This is a genomic window from Stenotrophomonas sp. YAU14D1_LEIMI4_1 (genome assembly GCF_003086815.1).
GTDB lineage: Bacteria > Pseudomonadota > Gammaproteobacteria > Xanthomonadales > Xanthomonadaceae > Stenotrophomonas.
Map to the genome: position 1 here is coordinate 644183 of NZ_CP025997.1, position 23563 is coordinate 667745.

The following is a 23563-nucleotide window of genomic DNA, read 5'->3' on the forward strand; positions in this document are numbered from 1 at the left end:
GAACTCCAGGTGGCAGTTGGTGCATGTGGGTATCAGAGTTCGAGAGGGCGTGCAGCGACCGTTGTGCCATTGGGCGTCTCGGGACGTCGCTTTGCCGGGCGTATCTCAAGGCTGGCCATCGCGATCATCCCCACTGCAATGGCGAGCCATAGGCTTGCAAGTCGTATGCCTACAGCCGCTGTGACAGCGATCCCCATGCTGGCGCCCACTTTATTCAACATCAGGACGATGGCGCCTTCGGTGGTCCCAACGCCGCCCGGAACGAAAGATGCGGCACCAGCCAGCATAGCGATGGGATAGATGCCCAACGAATGTGGCCAACTCATGGACAAACCGAGGACGGAGCAGAGGCCTGCGAATCCCAGCGCGGTCAGCAGCCACGCCAGTGTACCCAGCAGCAGGCCGTGTAGTGCAACGCGTGGACCCAGCAGCTGGCCCGCGTCGCGAACCCCGGCCACCATGAACCCTGCCAGGCGGCGCATCCAGAGGCCCGGCAGACGGGCGCCGATGCAGGAAATCTGACGCAGAAGCCACGGCCAGCGGCCAGCCAGGTAGAGCAGGGCCAGGCAACCGGCCACCAGAGTGGTCAAGATGCCAAAGGCGGGGATGAGTGCCGCGGCGCCCACCCCAAGCAAGGTGATGATAAGCAGATCCAGGGCACGTTCGGCGATGAAGGTCGCCAGCACCGTGTGCGCCGGGACATTCAGGTCGCCGAAGTAGCGGATCCGCAGCAGTTCGCCCGCTTTGCCTGGCGAGGCGGTGAAGGCGAATCCCGCGATGTAGGCACGTAGACCTTCGCGCCAAGGCACCTGATGTCCTTGGGTACGCAGCATGTAGTACCAGCGCTGGTAGCGCAGGAGAAAACTGCCCAGCACCATCAAGGCGCAAAGCGCCAGAGGTACGCGCAGTTCAGCCAAGCGGGAAAGCACGTGGGTGTCTCGGTCGACGAAGAGCATCAGCCCCAGATAGGCTGAGCTGAGCAACGCGAGAAAGAAAAAGCCCCGCCAGCTCCGGCGCGGGGCTAACGCTGGCTGGGAGGGCCGGGGAGGGAGCGGGCGCAAGTTGGCGGAGCTCCGGTTAAGGTATCAGTGAGTCTGCCCCGGCATTCTAGCGACATTTCCTGACAGAATTTGAACGTCCCGAAATTTGCGTTCCGCTGCCACTGCGGGCTTGGCGGGGTCATGCGGCTCCGCCGCCTCTACTGCTCCACGGTATCGCAGGAACGCCCCCTCAAGCCTGCGTGACCTGGGGAGGGTGTTACTCCGCCTGCGTGTCGATCACCACGTCCATCGATTTGTAGCGCTCAATGACCTTTTTTGCCTCCTCGTAGGACGCCCGCAGGAGCTCAGGAACGTCGGGCCCCCGATACGAGCCCTCTGAATCGGTCAGGATGTACTCACCGCCAACGTTGGAGACTCGATCGAGTTCGCATTGCTCGAAGAATGTGCAACCCAGGAAGAGGTTATGGCTCTTCTTGGCGCCCAGCAGACTCAGTAGCGACGGAGCAAGATCCAGGGAGTTCTTGCCTGCAACGTCGATTTCGCGGTGTTCAATGCCCTTCCAGTAGATCAGTAACGGTATTGTGTCGACAAAGTACCCCTTGATGCGGCTGTCCGCATCAACGGCCACTGGGTCTGGATAGGTGGAATGATCCGCCGTGACCACCAGAATGGTGTTCTCGTGCAGGCGGCTGGTCATGAAGCGCTCGATGAACAGGCCGATATCGCGATCATAGGTATGGAAGCGGTTCAGGACAATGTTGCGCCCATCCCCATATTTTTCTTCGCCGTCCAGGAACGCATGGGTCTGGAAGTTGTACATGGCAGCAAAGAATGGTCTGTCACGCGGTTGCGCCTCCAGCTCCGACAGCGCACTGTTGAACAGCTCTGGGTCGGTCAGGTACTTCGGCATGGCGGACGATGCGCCACCTCGTACATGGGTTTCGAACAGGTAATCGCGCCCCAGGGTGCGGTCGAAACCGAGGGTTTCCACCATCTTGTTGATGTACTCCTGCTGGGACAGGAAGAACATGCTGCGGTAGCCTTGGGCGCGTAGGATCTCCGGCATGCTGATGCGGGAGACTGCGGTTACGTCGCCAGAGACATCGCGCTGGCCAATCCCCGTTCCTTCCTTGTTGTAGCCGTCGATCTCCTGGTGCCCGGATGTGATCTGACCGCGCAGGCCGCGGAAGGTCGCTGCGGTGTGGTTGTAATAGTTAGTCAGAACCAGCGAGCCACCCGCGAATCGATCAAGATTGGGCATGAGCCCCGGATGTGCGCCAGCGTAGGTCTCCATCCAGCGGGCCGACATGCCCTCGGTGAAGATCACAATGACATTTGGCTGCGCTACAAGAGTGCTTGTAACTTCTGCTGGAAAGCCCTGCTGAAAGACTGTCCGCCTTGAGAATTCCGCTCGTGCTTCTAACAGGTCGACCGCACTGAGCTGTGCACGGCCGCTCATACCGGCATACGTCAGGTAGGCACGGACCATCGATGACACAGGTGCTTCGCCACGCGCCACCACGATGCCGCGAGCCAGAGGTTGGTTGTGGATCATCCCGGCATAGGCGGCGGCAGTCACGCCGAGGAACACCACTAGGATGCCCGGCCGCAGCTGTGGTTGTTTCATGCGGTGTACGAACGCGAAACCGCTGAAGGCAAACAAGTACGCGCCCAGCATCGCGTAGATGCCGTTGAACGCGATGAGGCCCGTTACTTCCTGGTTGGCGAAGGCAATGGGCGGAATCAGCCCTCCAGAGAGCCAGATTGAGTACAACTGAGCCACATAGACAGAACCCGTCGCTGCGGGAAGCACCAAGGCCAAGCTCCGCAGCCAGCGGTTGCGGATGCCAAGTGCAAGGTGGGTAATCAGATCGAGCAGTACCAGTTCCAGCAGGAAGCTGATGCTCAGGTACAGGAGATCGACATGCGTGTAATAGCGGCCCATCCGCAACAGCAACACGCCGGTCAGCAATCCAGCAACGCAGGTTCCCCAGGCCGGGAAGCGCCGCCACATGTTCAAGATACTAATGCTCATCAGTCAGATGGAAGAATCTCCAAGGAATTCTTCCTGCGTGCCTCTCGTGAATGGGAATGCGCGAGGTGCCTGACTTGAATGGTCGGCACTCCTTGGCGGGCTGGATCATAGGGCTTCTTCATTGCACTGTCACATTTGTGATTGAGTATCGAAACATTGCGCTGTGTACTGGACTGATACGTTGCGAAGTACGTTCGGCCTGTGGAGGCGGAAGTTTGCTGATCGTGGCGATTGGTGCCGGATCATGAGACCGGCCGCCTTGTTCGCAAAAAAAAACCGACATCGATTGATGCCGGTTCATGCCTACGGAACATACTGTTCTTCTGGTTCGCTACTGGATTCTTGGTGTCGCCCGCGACCCTTGGCTTGCTTGGGCGATCACCGCTGCGCAGCGCTCGTGCTGAAAACCAGTCGGGAAAATATCAGGTAATTCCAAGCGGCGATCATTCCCATCACAATGAACTTGGCGATGAGCGGATGCATCCCCGCCGTTCCCACCAGCAACAGCATCGCCAGATTGCCGGCGGCAAGGTTGACAGCCGCGACGATTCCGTACTTGAGCAGCTCCTGTCCGGCCTTCCCCTCGCTATGGAACACCCAGTGACGGTTCAGCAGGAAGCTGACTACAAAACCACACGCGAAGCTGAGCGACTGACTGGCCAGCAGCCAGGAAGGCCCCAGGGTGGATTGCAGCAGGAAGAACGCGGCGTACTCCACAGCGGCGGCGGAGCCGCCAGAAATCAGAAAGCGTAGGAATCTTGGTGTCATGCACTTTCCGGCGTGGACCAGGGCGCCCAAGGACGCCCTGACCAACAGCCAATCCGATGTCAGAGCGCAGCTTCCAGCTCCGGCAGGATCGCAAACAGATCCCCCACCAGACCAATATCGGCAATCTCAAAGATCGGCGAATCCGGATCCTTGTTGATCGCCACGATCGTGCCGGCATCCTTGATGCCGGTCAGGTGCTGGATGGCACCGCTGATGCCCACGGCAACGTACAGTTCCGGCGCGATGATCTTGCCGGTCTGGCCCACCTGCAGATCGCTGGGCACGTAGCCGGCGTCGACCGCGGCACGCGAGGCACCGACGGCGGCACCGAGCTTGTCGGCCAGCTGGAAGATCACCTTGAAGTTCTCTTCCGAACCGACGCCGCGGCCACCGGAGACCACGCGCTTGGCGGCCTGCAGGTCCGGGCGGTCGCTGGCACCGGCGGCCAGGCCGACGAAGCGGGTGTGGGTCGGCAGGGCCGCGTCCACGCTGGCCGCTTCGACGGTGGCATTGCCACCCTGGGCCGCTTCCGGCCAGGAGGCGGCGCGCACGGTGGCGACCACGATCTGGTCGGCCGGCGCTTCCACGGTGATGATCGCGTTGCCGGCGTAGATCGGGCGCTTGAAGGTGTGGCTGCCTTCCACGCTCATCAGGTCGGACACCTGGTTGACGCCCAGCAGGGCGGCCACGCAGGGCATCAGGTCCTTGCCGAAGGTGGTGGACGGGCCGAACACGTGGCTGTAGCCCTTGGCCAGCTGCGCGATCTGCGGGGCCAGCACCTGGGCAATGGCCTGCGCATTGGCGGCGTTGGCCACGGTCAGGACCTTGGCCACACCGGCGATCTTCGCCGCTTCCGCAGCAACGGCGGCCGGGTCGGCAGCCAGCACCAGCACGTCGATGCTGGCACCGCTGATGGCGGCGGCGGCGCTGACGGTCTTGGCGGTGGCGGCGTTGAGCTTGCCGTCGTGGTGCTCGGCGATGACGAGAATCTTGCTCATTACAGCAGCCCCTTCTGCTTGAGTGCGGCAACCAGTTCGGCCGCGTCCTTGACCATCACACCCTTGCTGCGCTTGGACGGCGCGGCGTACTGGGTGGTCTTGAAGGTGTCGGCGGCTTCAACGCCCAGATCGGCCAGCTGCAGGGTTTCCAGCGGCTTGGCCTTGGCCTTCATGATGTCCGGCAGCTTGATGAAGCGCGGCTCGTTCAGGCGCAGGTCGGTGGTGACCACCGCCGGCAGGTCCACTTCCAGCGTTTCCAGGCCGGCGTCGACTTCGCGGGTGACCGTGGCCTTGCCGTCGGCAATGTCCAGCTTGCTGGCGAAGGTGGCCTGCGGGCGGCCCCACAGCGTGGCCAGCATCTGGCCGGTCTGGTTGGCATCGTCGTCGATGGCCTGCTTGCCCAGGATCACCAGGTCCGGCTGTTCCTTCTCGATCAGCTTGAGCAGGGTGCGCGAGGCGGTCAGCGGCTGGATGGCCTGGTCGGTCACCACGTGGATGGCGCGGTTGGCGCCCATGGCCAGGCCATTGCGCAGGTGCGCCTGGGCGTCGGCCGGGGCGATGGTGGCGACCACCACTTCCGTGGCGATGCCCTTGTCGCGCAGCCGCAGCGCTTCTTCCAGTGCGATTTCATCGAAGGGATTGGGGGACAGCTTGACGCCGTCTGTGACCACGCCGGAACCGTCCGGCTTGACCTGAATGCGGACGTTATAGTCCACCACGCGCTTGTACGCGACGAGGATTTTCATCTGGTACTCGATCCTTGTAGTGCCGGCCGTTGGCCGGCTCACAGTAACGGGAAACGTCCGGTCCTCGCACAGCAACCGGTTCGGGGGTGGGATCTGGATTCTAACTGGCCTTGCGTGACCATGCGAATGCGTATGGTTTGTTGCATTGCGTCAAAAAACGCTGAATCCGCCTGCGCCATTCACGTCGTGCAGGCAGTCGTGAAGAACGCCGCCCTGTATGCTGTGGCGCTGTGTCGGAGCACCTGCGGGTGCTCCCAGGATGAATTCACTAACAGGAGAACAGGTAGTGCCCACTTGGCTTGTCACCGGCGGCGCCGGCTTCATTGGCGGTAACTTCGTTCTCGAAGCCGTTGCCCGCGGCATCAAGGTCGTGAACCTGGATGCGCTTACCTATGCCGGCAACCTGAAGACCCTGTCCAGCCTGGACGGCAACCCGAACCACGTGTTCGTGCAGGGCGACATCGGCGACCCTGACCTGGTGGCGCGCCTGCTGGCCGAACATCAGCCCGATGCGGTGCTGAACTTCGCCGCCGAAAGCCACGTGGACCGTTCCATCGACGGCCCGGGCGCCTTCATCCAGACCAACGTGGTCGGCACCCTGGGCCTGCTGGAAGCGGTGCGCGACCACTGGAAGGGCCTGCCGGCCGACAAGGGCGCGGCCTTCCGCTTCCTGCACGTGTCCACCGACGAGGTGTACGGCACCCTGGGCGAGACCGGCAAGTTCAGCGAAACCACCCCGTATGCGCCCAATTCGCCGTACTCGGCGTCCAAGGCCGCTTCGGACCACCTGGTGCGCGCGTTCCACCACACCTACGGGCTGCCGGTGCTGACCACCAACTGCTCGAACAACTACGGCCCGTACCACTTCCCGGAAAAGCTCATTCCGCTGGTGATCGCCAAGGCGCTGGCCGGCGAGCCGCTGCCGGTGTACGGCGACGGCAAGCAGGTGCGCGACTGGCTGTTCGTGACCGACCACTGCGAAGCGATCCGTACCGTGCTGGCCAAGGGCCAGGTGGGCGAGACCTACAATGTGGGCGGCAATTCGGAAAAGCAGAACATTGAAGTGGTGCACGCCATCTGCGCGCTGCTCGACGCACGCCGCCCGCGCGACGATGGCCAGCCGCGCAGCAGCCAGATCACCTATGTCACCGACCGCCCCGGCCATGACCGCCGCTACGCGATTGATGCGTCCAAGCTGAAGAACGACCTGGGCTGGGAACCGGCGTACACCTTCGAACAGGGCATCGCCTTCACCGTTGACTGGTACCTGGACAACCAGGAGTGGGTGAACGGCGTGCTGGATGGCAGCTACCGCCTGCAGCGCATCGGCACTTCGGCCTGAACCCGGGAGACGACATGACCCAACGCAAAGGCATCATCCTGGCCGGCGGTTCCGGCACGCGGCTGTATCCGATCACCAAGGGCGTCAGCAAGCAGCTGCTGCCGGTGTATGACAAGCCGATGATCTACTACCCGCTGAGCGTGCTGATGCTGGCGGGCATCCGTGAAGTGCTGATCATCAACACCCCGCACGAACAGGCGTTGTTCCAGCAGCTGCTGGGCGATGGTTCGCAGTGGGGCATGGATATCCAGTACGCCGTGCAGCCCAGCCCCGATGGGCTGGCCCAGGCCTACCTGATCGGCAAGGACTTCGTCGGCGGCAAGCCGAGCTGTCTGGTGCTGGGCGACAACATCTTCCACGGCCACGGCCTGCGCGAAGTGCTGCGCAACGCCGACCAGCGTGACCAGGGCGCCACCGTGTTCGGTTACTGGGTGAATGACCCGGAACGCTACGGCGTGGCCGAGTTCGACAAGAACGGCAAGGTCATCGATCTGGTGGAAAAGCCCGAGAACCCGCGCTCCAACTACGCAGTGACCGGCCTGTACTTCTACGATGGCAATGCCAGCGACTATGCTGCCGAGCTGAAGCCTTCGCCGCGCGGCGAGCTGGAGATCACCGATCTGAACCAGCGCTACCTGCGCGAAGGGCACCTGCACCTGGAAGCGCTGGGCCGCGGTTACGCCTGGCTCGATACCGGCACCCACCAGTCGCTGCTGGAAGCGTCCAACTTCATCGAAACCATCCAGACCCGCCAGGGCCTGCAGGTCTGCTGCCCCGAGGAAATCGCCTTCGGCAAGGGCTGGATCAGCGCCGAACAGCTGGAAGCACTGGCTGCACCGCTGATCAAGAATGGCTACGGCCAGTACCTGCACAAGCTCGCATTGCGTGGAGTCGTTCCGTGAAAGTGATTGAAACCAAGTTGCCCGGCTGCGTGGTGATCGAACCGGCCGTGTTCGGCGATGCCCGCGGTTACTTCTTCGAAACCTGGAATGCCGAGCGCTTCGCTGCGCTGGGCCTGCCGGACCGCTTCGTGCAGAGCAACGTGTCGACGTCGGCCAAGGGCGTGCTGCGCGGCCTGCATTACCAGTGGCCGCGCCCGCAGGGCAAGCTGGTCAGCGTGCTGGAAGGTGAGGTGTACGACGTGGCCGTCGACATCCGTCGCGGCTCGCCCACCTTTGGCCAGTGGGAAGCGGTGGTACTCAGCGCGGAAAACAAGAAGCAGTTCTGGATTCCCGAAGGCTTCGCGCATGGCTTTGCGGTGCTGTCCGAACGCGCAGTGTTCAGCTACCTGTGCACCGAGGTCTACCTGAAGGACTTCGATGCCGGCGTGCGCTGGAACGATGCCGATATCGCCGTGGACTGGCCGATCAGTGCGCCGACGCTGTCGGCCAAGGATGAGGCCGCGCCGTTCCTGAAGGACATTGCCGAGGACCGCCTGCCGGTCTACACCGCATGACCGTGCTGGTGTTTGGCGGTAACGGCCAGGTCGGACAGGAACTGTTGCGCGCACTGGCCCCGCTGGGGCCGGTGGTGGCGACCACGCGCAGTGGCCAGTTGCCCGATGGCAGTGCCTGTGAAGTGGCTGATTTCGGCCAGCCCGACAGCCTGCCGGCGCTGCTGGACCGCCTGCAGCCGTCGGTGGTGGTGAATGCCGCCGCCTACACGGCGGTGGATCGTGCCGAGCAGGACGCGGAGGCCGCCTTCGCGGCCAACGCGCAGGCGCCGGGCGTGATCGCGCGCTGGTGCGCGGCCCATGGCGTGCCGTTCGTGCATTACTCGACCGACTACGTGTTCGATGGCCAGGGCAGCGCGCCGTATCGCGAAGACGAGCCGACTGCACCGCTGGGCGTCTACGGCACCAGCAAGCGCGACGGCGAGGATGCCGTGCGTGCCGCAGGTGGGCGCCACCTGATCTTCCGCACCGCGTGGGTGTATGCCTCGCATGGCGCGAACTTCCTGCGCACCATGCTGCGCGTGGGCGCCGAGCGTGACCAGCTGCGGGTGGTGGCTGACCAGATCGGCACGCCGACCCCGGCCGCCCTGATTGCCGATGTGACCGCGCAGGCGCTGCAGCATCCGGGCCAGCTGTCCGGCATCTGGCACCTGACTGCCAGTGGCCAGACCAGCTGGCATGGCTTTGCCGAGGCGATCTTCGCGCAGGCACTGGCGAGCGGCGTGCTGGCGAACGTGCCGGCGGTGGAAGCCATTGCCAGTTCCGAGTACCCGACCCCGGCCAAGCGTCCGGCCTGGTCGGTGCTGGACAACCGCAAGCTGCAGCAGGACTTCGGCATCGAACTGCCGGCATGGCAGGACGGCCTGAAGCGGGTGATGGCGGAGATTGCCACCCCGTAGCGTCGAGCTTGCTCGACTGAGGGCGGTCGCGGCCTACGCGCCGCTCCACTTGTGGATCCACGCTTGGCGTGGATCCATGGGTCAGCAGAGAAGGGGTCAGAGCCCGTTGCGCAGCAACGGGATCCGACCCCAGCGGTCCATCTCAGCTGCGCCCGTAGGTGTCCTCGAAGCGCACGATATCGTCTTCGCCCAGGTAGCTGCCCGACTGCACTTCGATCAGTTCCAGCGGCAGCTTGCCCGGATTGCGCAGGCGGTGGGTCACGCCCAGCGGAATGTAGGTGCTCTGGTTCTCGCTCAGCAGGATCACTTCATCGCCACGGGTCACTTCGGCGGTGCCGCTGACCACGATCCAGTGCTCGGCACGGTGGTGGTGCATCTGCAGGCTGAGCGTGCCGCCGGGCTTGACGGTGATGCGCTTGACCTGGAACCGCTCGCCGTTGTCGATCGAATCGTAGGCGCCCCACGGGCGATAGACCTTGCGGTGCCAGGTGGCTTCGCTGCGGCCGTCGGCCTTCAGCTGCGCCACCACCGTCTTGACCTCCTGCATGCGGTCGGCCTTGCCGACCAGCACTGCATCGTCGGTCTCGACCACGATCACATCATCCAGGCCGACCATGGCCACCAGGCGCTGGCCGTAGGCGTAGGTGTTGCGGCAGTCGATGGCGATCACATCGCCCTGGTGGGCGTTGCCGTCGCCATCCTGCTGCGACACATCGCGCAGCGCCGTCCAGGAACCGACATCGTTCCAGCCGGCATCCAGCGGCACGACCACGGCATCGGCGGTCTTTTCCATCACCGCGTAGTCGATCGAATCCGACGGCACCGCGGCGAAGGCGTCCTTGTCCAGGCGGGTGAAGTCGGCATCGCGGCGGGCCTGCTGCCAGGCGCTGCGGCTGCCGGCCAGCATCTGCGGCTGGAAGCGCTCCAGTTCCTGCAGGTAGCGCGAGGCCTTGAACAGGAACATGCCGCTGTTCCAGTAGTACTGGCCGCTGGCCACGTAGCCACTGGCGGTTTCCAGGTCGGGCTTTTCGACGAAGCGCTCGACCGCACGCACGCCCTGGCCGTCGGCGGCCTTGATGTAGCCGTAGCCGGTTTCCGGGCCGGTCGGCACGATGCCGAAGGTGACCAGCTTGCCGGCCTCGGCCGCACCCGCCGCTGCCTGCACGGCGCTGCGGAACGCGGCTTCATCGGTGATCACGTGGTCCGAGGGCAGCACCAGCAGCAGCGCATCGTCACCGTCACGGGTGGCTTCCAGCGCGGCCACGGCAATGGCCGGGGCGGTGTTGCGGCCCATCGGTTCCAGGATGATCGCGGCCGGTTCGGCACCGACCTGCTGCAGCTGTTCGGCTGCCACGAAGCGGTGTTCCTCGTTGGCGATCACCAGCGGGCCGCGGCTGGCGATCGGCGCCACGCGCTGCCAGGTGGCCTGCAGCATGGTGCTGTCGCCGGCCAGGGGCAGGAACTGCTTCGGGTAGGCTTCGCGCGACAACGGCCACAGGCGCGTGCCGGAACCACCGGACAGAATGACGGGTTGGACGATGCTCATCGGCAGGATTCCGCTCAGGCCTTCAGCAAAGCTGCAATTTCGTCGGTGCGCGCCTGCATCAGCGCTGCATCGCCACGGGCTTCCACGTTCAGCCGCAGCAGCGGCTCGGTGTTGGAACTGCGCAGGTTGAAGCGCCACTGGCCGAAATCGGCGCTGATGCCATCGGTGTGGTCCAGCGCCGGTGCCTGGTCCGCGAAGTGCGCCATCACCCGGGCCACGGCGGCCTTGGCATCGGCCACCTTGAAGTTGATTTCGCCGCTGCACGGGTAGGCCGCCATGCGGTCTTCCACCCAATCGGCCAGCGAACGCCCACTTTCAGAGACCAGCTGCGCGATCAGCAGCCACGGAATCATGCCCGAGTCGGCATAGGCGAATTCGCGGAAGTAATGGTGCGCGCTCATCTCGCCGCCATACACGGCATCTTCGGCGCGCATCTTTTCCTTGATGAAGGCATGGCCGCTCTTGCACAGCACCGGCACGCCGCCGGCCTGTTCCACCATGTCCACGGTGTTCCAGACCAGGCGGGGATCGTGCACGATCTTGCCACCCGGGTTGCGCGCCAGGATCGCCTTGGCCAGCAGGCCGACCAGGTAGTAGCCCTCGATGAAGCGGCCGCTGTGGTCGAAGAAGAAGCAGCGGTCGAAGTCACCGTCCCAGGCAATGCCGAAATCGGCGCCGTGTTCGCGCACGGCCTCGGCCGTTGCTGCGCGGTTTTCCGGCAGCAGTGGGTTGGGAATGCCGTTGGGGAAGCTGCCATCGGGCTCATGGCAGATGCGGATGAACTCGAACGGCAGGTGCGGTGCCAGCAGGTCGACGATGGCGCCGGCGCCACCGTTGCCGGCGTTGACGACCAGCTTCAGCGGCTTCAGCTTGCTGGCATCCACGTAGCTCAGCAGGTGCTGGATGTAGGCGCTCTTGTCGTGCTGCGCGGTCTGCGCGGCACTCGGCGGCTGCTCGCTGCCGGTATCGGCGGCCACGGCATCGGAAATGGCGAACAGGCCGGTATCGGAACTGATCGGCCGCGCGTTTTCCTTCACCAGCTTCATGCCGTTGTAGTCCATCGGATTGTGGCTGGCGGTCACCATTACGCCGCCGGCCGCACCCAGGTGGTCGGTCTGGAAATAGACTTCCTCGGTGCCGCACAGCCCGATGTCGATCACTTCGCGGCCCACGCCGCGCAGGCCCGCGGCCAGCGCATCCTGCAGGGCCGGGCTGGTCAGGCGCACGTCGTGGCCCAGCACGACCGGACCGGGGGCGAGCTGCGCGGCCAGGGCCACGCCGATACGGCGGGCCAGGTCTTCGTTCAGTTCTTCCGGCACGCGGCCGCGGATGTCATAGGCCTTGAAGGCGGGCAGGGGCATCGAGCGAGTCCTTGGTGATATCAGCTGGCTAGTGTAATCCCAGCCCTGTGTGGGAATCGTTTCCATTGCCCCAACGACAGCTGACCGGCGCATGGCTCAGGTGGTGCTGGCCTTCCGCCGTCGCCGCGCCTTCGGTGTCACCCCCGGCAGCGGGGCCAGCAGCGCTTCCAGATCCTCATCGTTGAAGCGCGGTGCGGCCGAATCGGCGCCTTCAAGCAGGGTATCGGCCAGCGCGGCCTTGCGCTGCTGCAGCTCGGCGATGCGCTCTTCGATGCTGCCGGCGGCAATCAGCCGGTACACGAACACCGGTTGCTGCTGGCCGATGCGGTGCGCACGGTCGGTGGCCTGGTTTTCCGCTGCGGGGTTCCACCAGGGGTCGAAATGGATGACCGTGTCGGCCGCGGTCAGGTTCAGGCCCACGCCGCCGGCCTTCAGGCTGATCAGGAAGATCGGCACTTCGCCCTGCATGAAACGCTGCACCGGGGTGGCCCGGTCCTGAGTGTCGCCGGTCAGCTGCACATAGCCCAGGCCCAGCTCGTCCAGGGCCTGGCCGATCAGCGCCAACATGCTGGTGAACTGCGAGAACAGCAGGATGCGGCGGCCTTCTTCCACCATCTCCGGCAGCATGTCGCGCAACAGTTCCAGTTTCGCCGATGGCGCCTGCCGGGCCGGCGCTTCACCGGGCAGCAGGCGCGGGTCGCAGCAGACCTGGCGCAGTTTCAGCAGCGCATCGAGCACCACGATGTGGCTGCGGCCCAGCCCCTGGCTGGCCACCGCTTCGCGCACCTTGGCTTCCATCGACGCGCGCACGGTTTCGTACAGATCGCGCTGCGCGCCTTCCAGCGCCACGCTGCGGGTGATCAGGGTCTTGGCCGGCAGTTCGGTGGCCACCTGGTCCTTGCGCCGGCGCAGCATGAACGGGCGCAGGCGCTGCGCCAGCAGGTGCGCGCGCTGCGGATCGGTGCCGCGTTCGATCGGGTGCCGCCAGTGCTGGTTGAACAGTTTCTCGCTGCCCAGCAGGCCGGGCAGCAGGAAATCGAACTGGGTCCAGAGTTCGCCCAGGTGGTTTTCCAGCGGCGTGCCGGTCAGGCACAGCCGGTGCCGTGCATGCAGCGTGCGCAGGGTGACCGCGGCGCGCGACTTCGGGTTCTTCACCTGCTGCGCCTCGTCCAGGATCAACAGGTGGTAATCGTGGGCCTGCAGCGCCGCTTCATCGCGCCACAGCAGCGGGTAGGTGGTCAGCACCAGGTCGTGTTCGCCGATGCGGGCGAAGTCATCGGTGCGGTCATTGCCGTGCAGGACCAGCACGCGCAGGTCGGGAGTGAAGCGCGCGGCTTCGCTCTGCCAGTTGTGCAGCAGCGAGGTGGGCACCACCACCAGGGCCGGTTGCTGCAGGCGCCCGGCCTCTTTTTCCAGCAGGATGTGCGCCAGCGTCTGCAGGGTCTTGCCCAGGCCCATGTCGTCGGCCAGCACGCCGCCCAGGTCCTGTTGGCGCAGGTACTGCAGCCAGGCCAGGCCCTCGCGCTGGTACGGGCGCAGGGTGGCGGCCAGGCCGGCGGGCGGTTCCACCTCGCCCAGCGCGGGCGCCTGCATCAGCCGCTGCACCAGCGCCCGGGTGTCCTTGCGGCTCTTGAACTGCAGGCGGGCATCGTCCTGCAATGCACGCAGGCGGCCACGGTCGCGCGCGGACAGGCGCAGGGCGCCGCCGCGCTGGGTGAACAGGTCGGCCAGCAGGGCGATGACCGGCTTCAGCCGGCCGGCGCGCAGCGCGATGCGCGTGTTGTCGCCGGCCGACAGCAGGATGTTCTCGTCGTCGCCAATGCTGTCGATCTGCCCACGCAGCCAGCGCGGATCGGTCTGCAGCACCTGCTGCAGCAGCGGCGCCAGGGCCACGCTGCGGTCATCGACCTGGATGTCCAGCGCCAGCGTGAACCAGCCCTCGTCCTTCGGGTCGGCCTGGATATCCAGCTGGATATCGTCCACCCGGGTGATGCGGTGGCGGAAATCGTCGGCGGGCTCGACCTTCCAGCCCAGTGCCTCCAGCCGCGGCACTTCATCCAGCAGGAAATGGGTCCAGTCGTGGGTGCGCAGGTCGAACTGCGGGCCGGCGCCTTCCAGCACGGCGCGCGGGTTCTGGTCGCGGTACAGCTGCGCGCTGCGCAGCTCGGTTTCGCGCCGGGCTTCTTCGGCCAGATCGCGCGGCAGCAGGGCCAGGCGGCCCTCGGCATCGTGCGCGAACAGGGTGGGGTCATCCAGGAAGCGCACGTGTTCGTCGTACTCGAACGCCACGGTGGCCACGTCGGCCCACTGCGACGGCGCGCGGTAGCCCAGCCAGGCGGGCCGGAATTCGACGGTATGCAGGCGCAGCACCGGGGTCATGGCCTGCACCTGCAGCGTGGCCAGCGCGGCGTCGCCGCCGGGGCGCGGCAGGGCCGGGTCGATCTGCATCAGCAGCTGGGCCACGATGGGTTCTTCGTTGGGCAGCAGCGGTGGCAGCTCCAGGAACTCATCGGCGTCGGCCACGGCCACGTCCAGCAGCAGCGGCCCGACCTCGCCGGTGGCCGGGTCCAGGTAGCAGGCCGACTGGCCCAGCACCATGCCCTGCGCACCGCCTTCCACCTCCAGCCAGGGGGTGGGCAGGGTCGTGCCCTGCTGCGGCAGGGCGCGCCAGCCCAGGGTGCCACGGCGCGGTGCACCGCTGCGGGCGGGCACGCGCTGGCCCGGGCCGTCGCCATGGATCCAGCCATGGCCGCTGGCCACGATCAGCTGCAGGGTCGCATTGATATCGAACTGACGACCCTTCATGCGGCCCTGGCGCAACGCCCACAGCTGCGCCAGCACGGCCACGTCGTCCTGGCTGAGGTAGCCGGGCGGTTCCAGCAGCAGGTCGGGGGTGACCTCCAGCAGCTTTTCGAAGGTGAGCGGTCCGCCGGCGGCCTGGTGGGTGCGGTGCGGCAGGATTGCCGGCCGGTTCTGGATGGTGGCCAGGTCGAAGGCGATGCCACGCGGCTGTACGCGCGCCGGCGTGCTGCGCGTGGCCTGCCAGCGCGACAGTTCGTCCAGCAGTTCGGCGCGCGGCGGCATGGCCAGGTCCTGCGCGCTCAACGGTGCCGGGTCCTGGGCCAGGCCGGGTTCCAGCAGCTGGATGACCAGCACCGTGGCCACGTGCTTGCAGTTCTGCCCCACCGGGCAGGTGCAGTGGCTGTGCAGGCGGCTGCGCGCGGTGCGCGTGCTGGCAGCCAGGTCGATTTCCACATGGTAGGGCTGGCGCGCGCTGCCCTGGACGTCGGCACTCAGCGTGTCGCCCTGCAACTGCAGGTCGCGCACGCTGGACAGGTAGTGTGCGGTCTTCTGCAGCGTGCGTTCGTCGATCCAGCGCAGAAGATCTTCGTCGGTGTAGGTCAGGGCCATCGCTACCTGGGGGGGCGGCGGCGTGGTGCGAACCACGCTGCGTGGAGGGTGCGGCATTCTACCCAAAGCCCCTGCAACGCCCCGACAATGCTGCGGCGCATCCAGGGCCCGGGCGGGCCTGCGGCTAGAATGCCCTCATTCTTACCGTGCAGGGCAGTACAGCAATGCAGCAATCGACTTCCAGCAGCAAGCGCAGCAAGCGCTTCGCCTCGGCGGCGCAGGCGCTGCAGGGCGTGGTCGCCGATGGCCAGATCCTGGCCGTGGGCGGCTTCGGCCTGTGTGGCATTCCCGAAGCACTGATCGCAGCACTGCGCGACAGTGGCGCCAAGGGCCTGACGGTCATTTCCAACAATGCGGGCGTGGATGGCTTCGGCCTGGGCCAGCTGCTGGAAACGCGGCAGATCAAGAAGATGATCTCGTCCTACGTGGGCGAGAACAAGGAGTTCGAACGCCAGTTCCTGGCCGGCGAGCTGGAACTGGAATTCAACCCGCAGGGCACCCTGGCCGAGCGCCTGCGCGCCGGCGGTGCGGGCATTCCGGCCTTCTTCACCGCCACCGGTTACGGCACCGTGGTGGCCGAGGGCAAGGAAACCCGTGAATTCGACGGCAAGCACTATGTGATGGAAACCGCGCTGCGCGCCGACGTGGCCCTGGTGAAGGCGTGGAAGGCCGACGAGGCCGGCAACCTGGTGTTCCGCAAGACCGCGCGCAACTTCAACCCGGCCTGCGCGATGGCCGGCAAGGTGTGCATCGTGGAAGTGGAAGAGGTGGTGCCGGTGGGCGCGATCGATCCGGACCAGGTACACCTGCCGGGCATCTACGTGCACCGCATCGTGCACAACCCGCATCCCGAAAAACGCATTGAACAGCGCACGATCCGCGCGGAGGGCAACTGAGATGGCGTGGACCCGTGACGAGATGGCGGCCCGCGCTGCCCGTGAATTGACCGATGGTGCCTACGTGAACCTGGGTATCGGCCTGCCGACCCTGGTGGCCAACCATATTCCCGAAGGCGTGGACGTGTGGCTGCAGTCGGAAAACGGCCTGCTGGGCATCGGCCCGTTCCCGACCGACAGTGAAGTGGACGCCGACCTGATCAACGCCGGCAAGCAGACCGTGACCGCGCGCGCCGGTGCCAGCTACTTCGGCAGCCACGACAGCTTCGCGATGATCCGCGGTGGCCACGTGAATCTGGCCATCCTGGGCGCCATGCAGGTGACCGACAAGGGTGACCTGGCCAACTGGATGGTGCCGGGCAAGATGGTCAAGGGCATGGGCGGTGCGATGGACCTGGTGGCCGGCGTGCAGCGCGTGGTGGTGCTGATGGAACACACCGCCAAGAACGGTGAGCACAAGATCCTGGCCGAATGCTCGCTGCCGCTGACCGGCGTGGGCGTGGTCGATCGCATCATCACCGACCTGGCCGTGTTCGACGTGACCGACAACGGCCTGCTGCTGGTGGAGGCCGCGCCGGGCGTGGGCGATGACGAACTGAAGGAAAAGACCGGCGTCGCGTTCGCACGCGCCTGATTGAACGCACGGGGGCCGTTGGCCCCCGCTGCTCAACTGCGGCGGGCGTAGGCGTAGTCGGTGCCGCTGGCTTCCGGCTCGCCCAGGCAGGCTGCTGCGGTGGCTGCACGCAGACCGGTGTGTTCGCAGCAGGCGCCCAGCACGCGCTCGATGGCGTGGGCCAGGGTGCCATCGATCTGGCCCTGCTCAGGATCGAAGTCGCTGCGGTACAGATGCGCGTCCAGCAGCGGGCGCAACGCCTGCAGCCGCCACCACCCCATGCTGCCGGCGCCGAACACGCTGGCAGCGGGGTCCAGCGACAGGCCCAGGCGCGTGCGCAGCCGCTGCACCGCGGGGCCATTGCCGCCCATGAAATCGGCAACGGCCAGCAGATGCCCTTCGGCAACCACCATACCCAGGCTCGGGTCTGCCTGGAACGCTGCCAGGATGCGTGCGGCGCGGCCACCCTGCACCAGCCGCTGCAGCAGTTCCTGGCGCCATTGGTCACCATCGGCGCGATGGGTGGAGCGCTTGGTGTGCAGCTTCAGCACCACCTCGTGCCCATCCTGCAGCAGGCTTTCGGCAACCTGCAGGAAGGGCAGGATGTCGCGGCCGTGGTTTTCCACTGCAACGATGTCACCCTGCAGTCCGTGCTGTACCAGCGCAACGCGAACCGCGTCGACCTGCGTTGCCGGTGTGGTGACCACCAGTCGCCAGGGCAGTGCCGTTTCCTTCACTGCCGACAGCACTTCCGGCAGGGTTTCCAGATACCACGCGTGCAGGTGCAGCGCCGGCTGTGGCTGCGTCGGCACTGCCGGCGACAACGCCTCACGGGTGGCCTGCAGCCAGGCATGCCCCAGCCGTGCGTCCGGTTCCAGCACGGCGCCCTCGGCCCACTCGTTCCAGGCATTGATGAACACCATGCGCTGGTTCTGCGGGGCCTGCGCCAGGCGCTCATGCACGGTGCTGCGCAGCCAGTCGCGGTAGCCGCGCGGCGACGCATGCAGATACACGCGCCCGCGCCCGGAACGCCGGGCCTCGTTGTCCCAGCCTGGGTTGACCCCGGGATAGAGCGGGTAATCGGGCAGGGGGCGGGCGGCGATCTCGCTGGCCAGCTCGCGCCAGTCACGCACATCGCCATTGAAATCGGGGTTGAGCAGCCACTGCTGCGCCGACAGCGAGCGCGGGTTGCTCATGTTGGGCGGGAACTCGACCGCCGCATCGAAGCCGATGTCGCGCGGATCGGGGCGTTCGAAGCCCTGCACATAGGCCAGGTGGATCTCGCCCACGCCGTTGTCGCGGCACCAGCGGCGCCAGCGCTCGGCGGTGGCGCGTGCATCGGGCAGCAGGTTCGGGCGGTAGACCAGCAGCATCGGCCGGCCATCGACCTTCAATGCACGGCGGTCGCGCAGGTACGGCGCCACGTGGGCGATGAATGCCAGGTCATCATCGGCGCTGTGCTGCTGGCCGATCAGGATGTCGTCGTCGCGGCCGTCCCAGCGCCGTGCCCAGTTTTCATTGGCCCAGCACAGGCAGAACGGCAGCGTGATGCTGTCATCGTCCAGCCACTGTCGCAGCGGATCTTCCATCAGCGTGCGGCCGCTGAACCAGTAGTAATAGAAGCAGAACGCGCCGATGCCGTGCTCGGCGGCAAGCTGCGCCTGGTCGCGCATCACCTGCGGATTGCGCAGGTCATAGAACCCCAGGTCGGCCGGCAGTCGCGGTTGGATGTGGCCTTCGAACTGCGGCAGCGCCCGGGTCACGTTGCGCCATTCGGTGAAGCCCTTGCCCCACCACGCGTCGTTCTCGGCAAAGGTGTGGAACTGCGGCAGGTAGAACGCCACCAGGGTGGCGGGCATCGGCTCCGGCAGCGCGGCCGCCTGCTGCGGGCGGTGACCGATGGCGGCTTCGTCGGCGCGCCAGCGCAGCTGCGCGCTGGCCCGTGGGCCACCGGTGTCCTGCTGCCCCTTCGGCGGCGGGGGCACCCAGTCGCCATGTCGGGCCAGCAGACGGGTGCGCAGGCGGTCGCGCTGTGCCTGCGACATCGGCAATGCACGGAACACCGCGCGCAGCAGCGGAAACAGGGCCTGGCGCAGGCGGCCGCCGCTCATGGCTGGGCGCCCCGGTAGTGGGCGTGGATGGCAGGCGGCGGAAGCGTGGCAACGATCATGCCGCCATTTTCGGTGCTGGCGGCCACGACGGCAAACGCGGCCGTGCTAGCGTGTGGCGATGCTGTTTCCCCATGAACTGCCCGACGCGGATGTGCGCCACCTGCCGGGTTGGCTGCCCCCCGCTGCGGCCGATGCCCTGCTGCCGGCCCTACAGGCGCAACTGCCGTGGGAGGTCCACCGCATCCGCATGTTCGGCAACTGGGTGGATTCGCCGCGGTTGAGTTGCTGGATCGGCGATCCGCAGGCGCGCTATCGCTATTCCGGCGCACTGTTCGAACCGCGGCCGTGGACGCCGCTGCTGCAATCATTGCGTGAACGGCTGCTGGCCGAAGGCATCGGCCGCTTCAACAGCGTGCTGGTGAACCGCTACCGCAGCGGCGGGGATTACATGGGCTGGCATAGCGATGACGAGCCAGAGCTGGGGCCTGGACCGCTGATCGCCTCGTTGAGCCTGGGCACGGCACGCCGCTTCCTGCTGCGCCGCCGCGATGAACCAGCGCGGAAGGCCGAGTTCCTGCTGGGCCATGGCGATCTGTTGCTGATGGGCGGCAGCACCCAGCGCTTCTACCAGCACGCGCTGCCGAAGATGGCGCGGGTGCAGGGCGAGCGCATCAACCTGACATTCCGGTGGATCCCCCCCCGCGGGTGACGGCGGGGTCAGAACCCGTTCCTGCGGGAAGGGGGCATGGAGGCGGGGTCAGAGCCCTTCCCTGCGGGAAGGGATCCGACCCCTGCAATCTCAGCGCGGCAGCGCCTGGCGGTCGCGCTGCCCGCTCACCAGCGTCCAGCCCACCACGTCCTGCGCCAGCTGCTGCAGGCCGCGTTCGAACGCGGCGGCCACAGCCGGTACGTCGGTGCTGCCCACCGGTTGTTGCTGGCGGAAGGTGCGGTCGGCCACCACGCGCTGGTCGGCCACGTGGATGAGCTTGGCGTTCAGTTCAATCACCACCGTCGGCGTGGCCTGGCCCTGGTAGTCGGACTCGAAGCGGCGCACGTCGGTGGTCAATTTGTAATCGGCGCGGATGCCGGCGGCCACGCGGGCCACGCCGGGCAGGCGGCCGGAATCTTCGAAGCCGCGCAGCAGGGTGTCTTCGATCATGTCGGTGGCCGGCTGTGCCCAGCTGGCGCCGCGGTAGATCTCCAGTTCCGACGGCGTGGGCCGCACGTTGATGCGCGGGCTGTCGACCATGCGCGCGGCGCTGGGCTTGGCCAGCACCAGCTGCCAGTCACCCTGCGGCCAGGCCGGGTCCACCTTCACCTGCACCGCAGGCGAATACAGGGTGACCGGGTTCTTGTCGCCGCTGCCGAGGATCGAGCAGCCACCCAGCAGGGCAACCGCCGAGGCGGCCAGCAGCAGGCGCGGAAGGGTCATCGGGCTCATTTGGGTTCGAACTCCTTCGGTGCATCGCGGCCCAGCAGGTAGCGCGCGGGGTTGTTTTCCAGGCGGTCGCTGACCCGGCGCAGGTCGCGGATCAGGCCGCGCAGTTCGGTCAGCGTCGGGCCCAGCTGGCCCAGGCCATCGTTGGCGAAGCTGTTGATGGCCGCGCGGTTCTCGCCCAGGATCGAATCGGCGTTGCCAGCGGCCGAATCCAGCTTGCCCAGGGTGGCATCGAGCTTGTCGATGATGCCCGGCAGCTGCTGCACCAGGTTCTTGTCCAGGCGCTCGATGGTGCCGTTGGTGGTCTTCAGCGTGGTATCCAGGCTGCGTGCCGCGTCGCGCGCACTCAACAGCAGCGCCTGGGTGCCCTGGTCACGGTCGGCCAGGCCGCCGCTGATCGTTTCCAGATTGGCCAGGGTGGCGTTGATCGAGGCAACGTTGCGGTCGCTCAGGATCTGGTCCATGCGTTCGACGATGCGGTTGGCCACGTCGGTGATGTTCTGCAGCGCCGACGGCGTGGTCGGAATGATCGGTGCCGGGTCCTTGTTCACCGTGGTCAGGGTGGGCGCCTGCGGGGTGCCGCCACTGAGCTGGATGATCGACGGGCCGGTCAGACTGGTGATGGCCAGCTTGGCGCGGGTGTCGGTCTTCACCGGCGTGTTGGAATTCAAGCGGATGCGCGCGACGACCTGGCGCGGGTCGTCGGGCACCAGGTTCAGTTCGGTGATCGACCCCACCGCGATGCCGTTGTACTGCACCGGGCTGCCCACCGACAGGCCGGTGACCGCTTCGCGGAACACCACGCGGTATTCCTGCCAGGTGCGGTCGGAGGAGTACTTGGCCGCCCACAGGCCGAAGGCCAGCAGGGCCAGGCCGGTGATCAGGGTGAACGCGCCGATCAGCACGTAGTTGGCTTTGGTTTCCATGGCTCAGGCACTCTCGATCTGTTCGCCACGCGCGGCGCGCGCGCGGGGTCCGTGGAAGTATTCCTGGATCCACGGATGATCCAGTTTCTCGATGTCCGGCAGCGGCGCGTTGGCCACCACCTTGTGGTCGGCGATCACCGCCACCCGGTCGCAGATGGCGTACAGCGTGTCCAGGTCATGGGTGATCAGGAACACGGTCAACCCCAGCGCTTCCTGCAGGGTCTTGATCAGGCGGTCGAACGCGGCCGCGCCGATCGGGTCCAGGCCGGCGGTGGGCTCGTCCAGGAACAGCAGCGGCGGGTCCAGCGCCAGCGCACGGGCCAGGCCAGCGCGCTTGCGCATGCCGCCGGACAACTGCGACGGCAGTTTGTTGATGGCATCGGCGGGCAGGCCGGCCAGCTTCACCTTCAGCAGGGCCAGTTCGTAATGCCAGCGTTCGGGCAGTTCGCGGTGGTGTTCCTTCAGCGGCACCTGCACGTTCTCTCCCACGCTGAGCGAAGAGAACAGGGCGCCATCCTGGAACAGCACGCCGGTGTTGCGCTCGATGTGCAGGCGGCTTTCCGCATCGTCGGCGCGTGCGTCGCGGCCCAGCACTTCAATCTGCCCGGCGTCGGGCACGCGCAGGCCCAGGATCGACCGCATCAGCACCGATTTGCCGGTGCCCGAACCGCCAACCACGCCGAGGATCTCGCCGCGGCGCACGTCCAGGTCCAGCCCTTCGTGCACGGTCTGGCTGCCGAAGCGGTTGGTCAGCCCGCGCACGCGGATGGCCAGGTCGTGGCCCTGGTCATCGCGCATCGGGGTGTCATCGGGGTGTGGGTGTGTGCTCATCTCACCAGTCCATATGCATGAACCACAACGCAGCGAAGGCGTCGATGATGATCACCAGCGAGATGGTCTGCACCACGCTGGACGTGGTGCGTTCGCCCACCGACTGCGCCGTGCCTTCCACCTTCAGCCCTTCCAGGCAGCCGATCAGGCCGATCACCAGGGCGAACACCGGCGCCTTGGACAGCCCCACCAGCATGTGCCGCACTTCCATGGTTTCGTGCATGCGCGCGATGTACATCTGCGGCGGAATATCCAGGTCGAACGCACCCACGGTGATGCCGCCGGCCAGACCGGCTGCCATCGCGATGAAGGTCAGCAGCGGCAGCGTGACCAGCAGTGCCAGCAGGCGTGGCAGCACCAACAGATCGATCGGGTCCAGGCCCAGGGTGCGCATCGCATCGATCTCTTCGCGCGCCTTCATCGCGCCGATCTGCGCGGTGAACGCGCTGGCGGTGCGGCCGGCCAGCACGATGGCGGTCAGCAGCACGGCGAACTCGCGCAGGAAGGCGATGTTCACCAGTTCCACCACGTAGATCTCCGCGCCGAAGTCGCGCAGGATGGTGGAGCCGAGGAAGGCGATCACCGCGCCCACCAGGTAAGACAGCAACGCCACCAGCGGTACCGCGTCCAGGCCCACCTGTTCCATCTGGTGCACGGTGGCGGTCAGGCGGAAGCGGCGCGGTTCCTTGAACAGGCGCGCGGCCTTGACCAGGTTCTCGCCCAGGAAGCTGCACAGCGCCTTGATGTTGTGGCCGGTGGTGTGGACGCTGACACCCAAGCGCTCCAGCGCGGCCAGCACGCCGAAGTCGCGCTTGGGCTTGGGCCGGTCGTCGGCCACTTCTTCGATGGTGCACACCAGTGCCTGGTGGTCGGGCCGGAAGTGCAGGGCCTGTTCGCCCAGATCGGCACGATGGGCCACCCGCAGCACCTGCAGCACGCCGGCCGAATCCAGCTGTTCGATGGCGGTGGCGTCGATGCCGGTCAGTTTCTCGGGAACGTCGCGCAGCACCTCGGCCGCCGCCAGTGCGGTCTTCAAGGTCCAGTGGCCGGACAGATGGATCAGCCCGGGATCGTGGGCATCCTGTTCCAGCCGGGGGCTGTGGTTCGGGGTCATGGGGGCCATTCGGGTCGCAGCATAACCGTTCTGAATTGCACGTCGCGTCGAACCGGGATGAATTTCTCCTGCCG

General features: G+C 66.3%; 20 protein-coding genes. 7 read left to right on the forward strand and 13 right to left on the reverse strand.

The window, feature by feature from the left end; all coding sequences use genetic code 11:
- Positions 1-32 precede the first annotated feature (32 nt).
- The 5 genes from C1932_RS02890 to C1932_RS02910 all read right to left on the reverse strand — a co-directional run bounded on the left by C1932_RS02890 (position 33) and on the right by C1932_RS02910 (position 5548).
- On the reverse strand, positions 33-956 hold the full coding sequence (locus C1932_RS02890; protein WP_108763335.1) for a lysylphosphatidylglycerol synthase transmembrane domain-containing protein: 924 nt from the start codon (positions 954-956) through the stop codon (positions 33-35).
- Positions 957-1257: 301 nt separating this feature from the next.
- Positions 1258-3036, reverse strand: coding sequence for a sulfatase-like hydrolase/transferase (locus C1932_RS02895; RefSeq protein WP_234412289.1), 1779 nt, complete (start codon positions 3034-3036; stop codon positions 1258-1260).
- A gap of 378 nt (positions 3037-3414) precedes the next feature.
- The gene (locus C1932_RS02900; RefSeq protein WP_159094492.1) at positions 3415-3804 is read right to left on the reverse strand and encodes a GtrA family protein; all 390 of its coding nucleotides are present in this window, start codon (positions 3802-3804) and stop codon (positions 3415-3417) included.
- A gap of 59 nt (positions 3805-3863) precedes the next feature.
- Positions 3864-4802 carry an electron transfer flavoprotein subunit alpha/FixB family protein gene (locus C1932_RS02905; protein ID WP_108761173.1) on the reverse strand — a complete coding sequence of 313 codons (939 nt, stop codon included), beginning with the start codon at positions 4800-4802 and terminating at the stop codon, positions 3864-3866.
- Positions 4802-5548 (reverse strand): electron transfer flavoprotein subunit beta/FixA family protein, encoded by a 747-nt coding sequence (locus C1932_RS02910; protein WP_060380126.1) that lies wholly within the window; start codon positions 5546-5548, stop codon positions 4802-4804. Before C1932_RS02910 ends, C1932_RS02905 begins: the two co-directional genes overlap by 1 nt.
- 286 nt (positions 5549-5834) lie before the next feature.
- On the opposite strand from C1932_RS02910, the gene rfbB reads away from it, so the two are divergent.
- The 4 genes from rfbB to rfbD are packed head-to-tail and all read left to right on the forward strand — an operon-like array spanning position 5835 to position 9242.
- Positions 5835-6890, forward strand: coding sequence for a dTDP-glucose 4,6-dehydratase (gene rfbB, locus C1932_RS02915; protein ID WP_108761174.1), 1056 nt, complete (start codon positions 5835-5837; stop codon positions 6888-6890).
- 14 nt (positions 6891-6904) lie between these two features.
- Complete coding sequence (gene rfbA, locus C1932_RS02920) at positions 6905-7792, forward strand: glucose-1-phosphate thymidylyltransferase RfbA (RefSeq protein WP_108761175.1); 888 nt, start codon at positions 6905-6907, stop codon at positions 7790-7792.
- Complete coding sequence (gene rfbC / locus C1932_RS02925; RefSeq protein WP_108748438.1) at positions 7789-8346, forward strand: dTDP-4-dehydrorhamnose 3,5-epimerase; 558 nt, start codon at positions 7789-7791, stop codon at positions 8344-8346. Before rfbA ends, rfbC begins: the two co-directional genes overlap by 4 nt.
- Positions 8343-9242: a dTDP-4-dehydrorhamnose reductase gene (gene rfbD, locus C1932_RS02930; RefSeq protein ID WP_108761176.1), complete on the forward strand. Its 900-nt coding sequence runs from the start codon at positions 8343-8345 to the stop codon at positions 9240-9242. Before rfbC ends, rfbD begins: the two co-directional genes overlap by 4 nt.
- Before the next feature lie 142 nt (positions 9243-9384).
- On the opposite strand, the gene C1932_RS02935 is transcribed toward rfbD, so the two are convergent.
- The 3 genes from C1932_RS02935 to C1932_RS02945 form a co-directional block, all read right to left on the reverse strand.
- Entirely contained in the window at positions 9385-10788 is a 1404-nt protein-coding gene (locus C1932_RS02935) for a mannose-1-phosphate guanylyltransferase/mannose-6-phosphate isomerase (protein WP_108761177.1), read from the reverse strand.
- A gap of 14 nt (positions 10789-10802) precedes the next feature.
- Positions 10803-12149 carry a phosphomannomutase gene (locus C1932_RS02940; RefSeq protein ID WP_108761178.1) on the reverse strand — a complete coding sequence of 449 codons (1347 nt, stop codon included), beginning with the start codon at positions 12147-12149 and terminating at the stop codon, positions 10803-10805.
- Positions 12150-12245: 96 nt separating this feature from the next.
- Positions 12246-15560, reverse strand: a complete 3315-nt coding sequence (locus C1932_RS02945; protein WP_108761179.1) for a DEAD/DEAH box helicase — start codon at positions 15558-15560, stop codon at positions 12246-12248.
- A gap of 164 nt (positions 15561-15724) precedes the next feature.
- Between C1932_RS02945 and C1932_RS02950 the strand changes: the two genes are divergently transcribed.
- Positions 15725-16456, forward strand: coding sequence for a CoA transferase subunit A (locus C1932_RS02950; RefSeq protein WP_108748443.1), 732 nt, complete (start codon positions 15725-15727; stop codon positions 16454-16456).
- Between the two features lies 1 nt (position 16457).
- Positions 16458-17090, forward strand: coding sequence for a CoA transferase subunit B (locus C1932_RS02955; RefSeq protein WP_108748444.1), 633 nt, complete (start codon positions 16458-16460; stop codon positions 17088-17090).
- A 32-nt stretch (positions 17091-17122) separates the two neighbouring features.
- Here C1932_RS02955 and C1932_RS02960 read toward each other — a convergent pair whose 3' ends face one another.
- Positions 17123-19180: a glycoside hydrolase family 99-like domain-containing protein gene (locus C1932_RS02960; RefSeq protein WP_108761180.1), complete on the reverse strand. Its 2058-nt coding sequence runs from the start codon at positions 19178-19180 to the stop codon at positions 17123-17125.
- A gap of 118 nt (positions 19181-19298) precedes the next feature.
- Between C1932_RS02960 and C1932_RS02965 the strand changes: the two genes are divergently transcribed.
- Entirely contained in the window at positions 19299-19889 is a 591-nt protein-coding gene (locus tag C1932_RS02965) for an alpha-ketoglutarate-dependent dioxygenase AlkB (protein WP_108763337.1), read from the forward strand.
- Between the two features lie 90 nt (positions 19890-19979).
- Here the strand turns inward: C1932_RS02965 and C1932_RS02970 are convergent, their stop codons facing one another.
- Genes C1932_RS02970 through C1932_RS02985 form a run of 4 tightly spaced genes read right to left on the reverse strand, consistent with a single transcriptional unit; the run spans position 19980 to position 23498 of the window.
- Positions 19980-20621, reverse strand: coding sequence for an ABC-type transport auxiliary lipoprotein family protein (locus tag C1932_RS02970; RefSeq protein WP_108761181.1), 642 nt, complete (start codon positions 20619-20621; stop codon positions 19980-19982).
- Entirely contained in the window at positions 20618-21544 is a 927-nt protein-coding gene (locus C1932_RS02975) for an MlaD family protein (RefSeq protein WP_108752114.1), read from the reverse strand. Before C1932_RS02975 ends, C1932_RS02970 begins: the two co-directional genes overlap by 4 nt.
- A gap of 3 nt (positions 21545-21547) precedes the next feature.
- Positions 21548-22375, reverse strand: coding sequence for an ABC transporter ATP-binding protein (locus C1932_RS02980; protein ID WP_108761182.1), 828 nt, complete (start codon positions 22373-22375; stop codon positions 21548-21550).
- Between the two features lies 1 nt (position 22376).
- Positions 22377-23498 (reverse strand): ABC transporter permease, encoded by a 1122-nt coding sequence (locus C1932_RS02985; protein WP_199912003.1) that lies wholly within the window; start codon positions 23496-23498, stop codon positions 22377-22379.
- Positions 23499-23563 lie beyond the last annotated feature (65 nt).

Bases quoted from the DNA above. Each gene is read 5' to 3' on its own strand.
- C1932_RS02965 (WP_108763337.1), top strand. From the start codon at position 19,299: ATGCTGTTTCCCCATGAACTGCCCGACGCGGATGTGCGCCACCTGCCG.
- C1932_RS02950 (WP_108748443.1), top strand. From the start codon at position 15,725: ATGCAGCAATCGACTTCCAGCAGCAAGCGCAGCAAGCGCTTCGCCTCG.
- C1932_RS02895 (WP_234412289.1), bottom strand. From the start codon at position 3,036: ATGAGCATTAGTATCTTGAACATGTGGCGGCGCTTCCCGGCCTGGGGA.
- C1932_RS02900 (WP_159094492.1), bottom strand. From the start codon at position 3,804: ATGACACCAAGATTCCTACGCTTTCTGATTTCTGGCGGCTCCGCCGCC.
- C1932_RS02980 (WP_108761182.1), bottom strand. From the start codon at position 22,375: ATGAGCACACACCCACACCCCGATGACACCCCGATGCGCGATGACCAG.
- C1932_RS02970 (WP_108761181.1), bottom strand. From the start codon at position 20,621: ATGAGCCCGATGACCCTTCCGCGCCTGCTGCTGGCCGCCTCGGCGGTT.
- C1932_RS02955 (WP_108748444.1), top strand. From the start codon at position 16,458: ATGGCGTGGACCCGTGACGAGATGGCGGCCCGCGCTGCCCGTGAATTG.
- rfbA (WP_108761175.1), top strand. From the start codon at position 6,905: ATGACCCAACGCAAAGGCATCATCCTGGCCGGCGGTTCCGGCACGCGG.
- C1932_RS02985 (WP_199912003.1), bottom strand. From the start codon at position 23,498: ATGGCCCCCATGACCCCGAACCACAGCCCCCGGCTGGAACAGGATGCC.
- C1932_RS02935 (WP_108761177.1), bottom strand. From the start codon at position 10,788: ATGAGCATCGTCCAACCCGTCATTCTGTCCGGTGGTTCCGGCACGCGC.
- C1932_RS02910 (WP_060380126.1), bottom strand. From the start codon at position 5,548: ATGAAAATCCTCGTCGCGTACAAGCGCGTGGTGGACTATAACGTCCGC.
- C1932_RS02905 (WP_108761173.1), bottom strand. From the start codon at position 4,802: ATGAGCAAGATTCTCGTCATCGCCGAGCACCACGACGGCAAGCTCAAC.
- C1932_RS02940 (WP_108761178.1), bottom strand. From the start codon at position 12,149: ATGCCCCTGCCCGCCTTCAAGGCCTATGACATCCGCGGCCGCGTGCCG.
- C1932_RS02890 (WP_108763335.1), bottom strand. From the start codon at position 956: ATGCTCTTCGTCGACCGAGACACCCACGTGCTTTCCCGCTTGGCTGAA.
- C1932_RS02975 (WP_108752114.1), bottom strand. From the start codon at position 21,544: ATGGAAACCAAAGCCAACTACGTGCTGATCGGCGCGTTCACCCTGATC.
- rfbD (WP_108761176.1), top strand. From the start codon at position 8,343: ATGACCGTGCTGGTGTTTGGCGGTAACGGCCAGGTCGGACAGGAACTG.
- C1932_RS02945 (WP_108761179.1), bottom strand. From the start codon at position 15,560: ATGGCCCTGACCTACACCGACGAAGATCTTCTGCGCTGGATCGACGAA.
- C1932_RS02960 (WP_108761180.1), bottom strand. From the start codon at position 19,180: ATGAGCGGCGGCCGCCTGCGCCAGGCCCTGTTTCCGCTGCTGCGCGCG.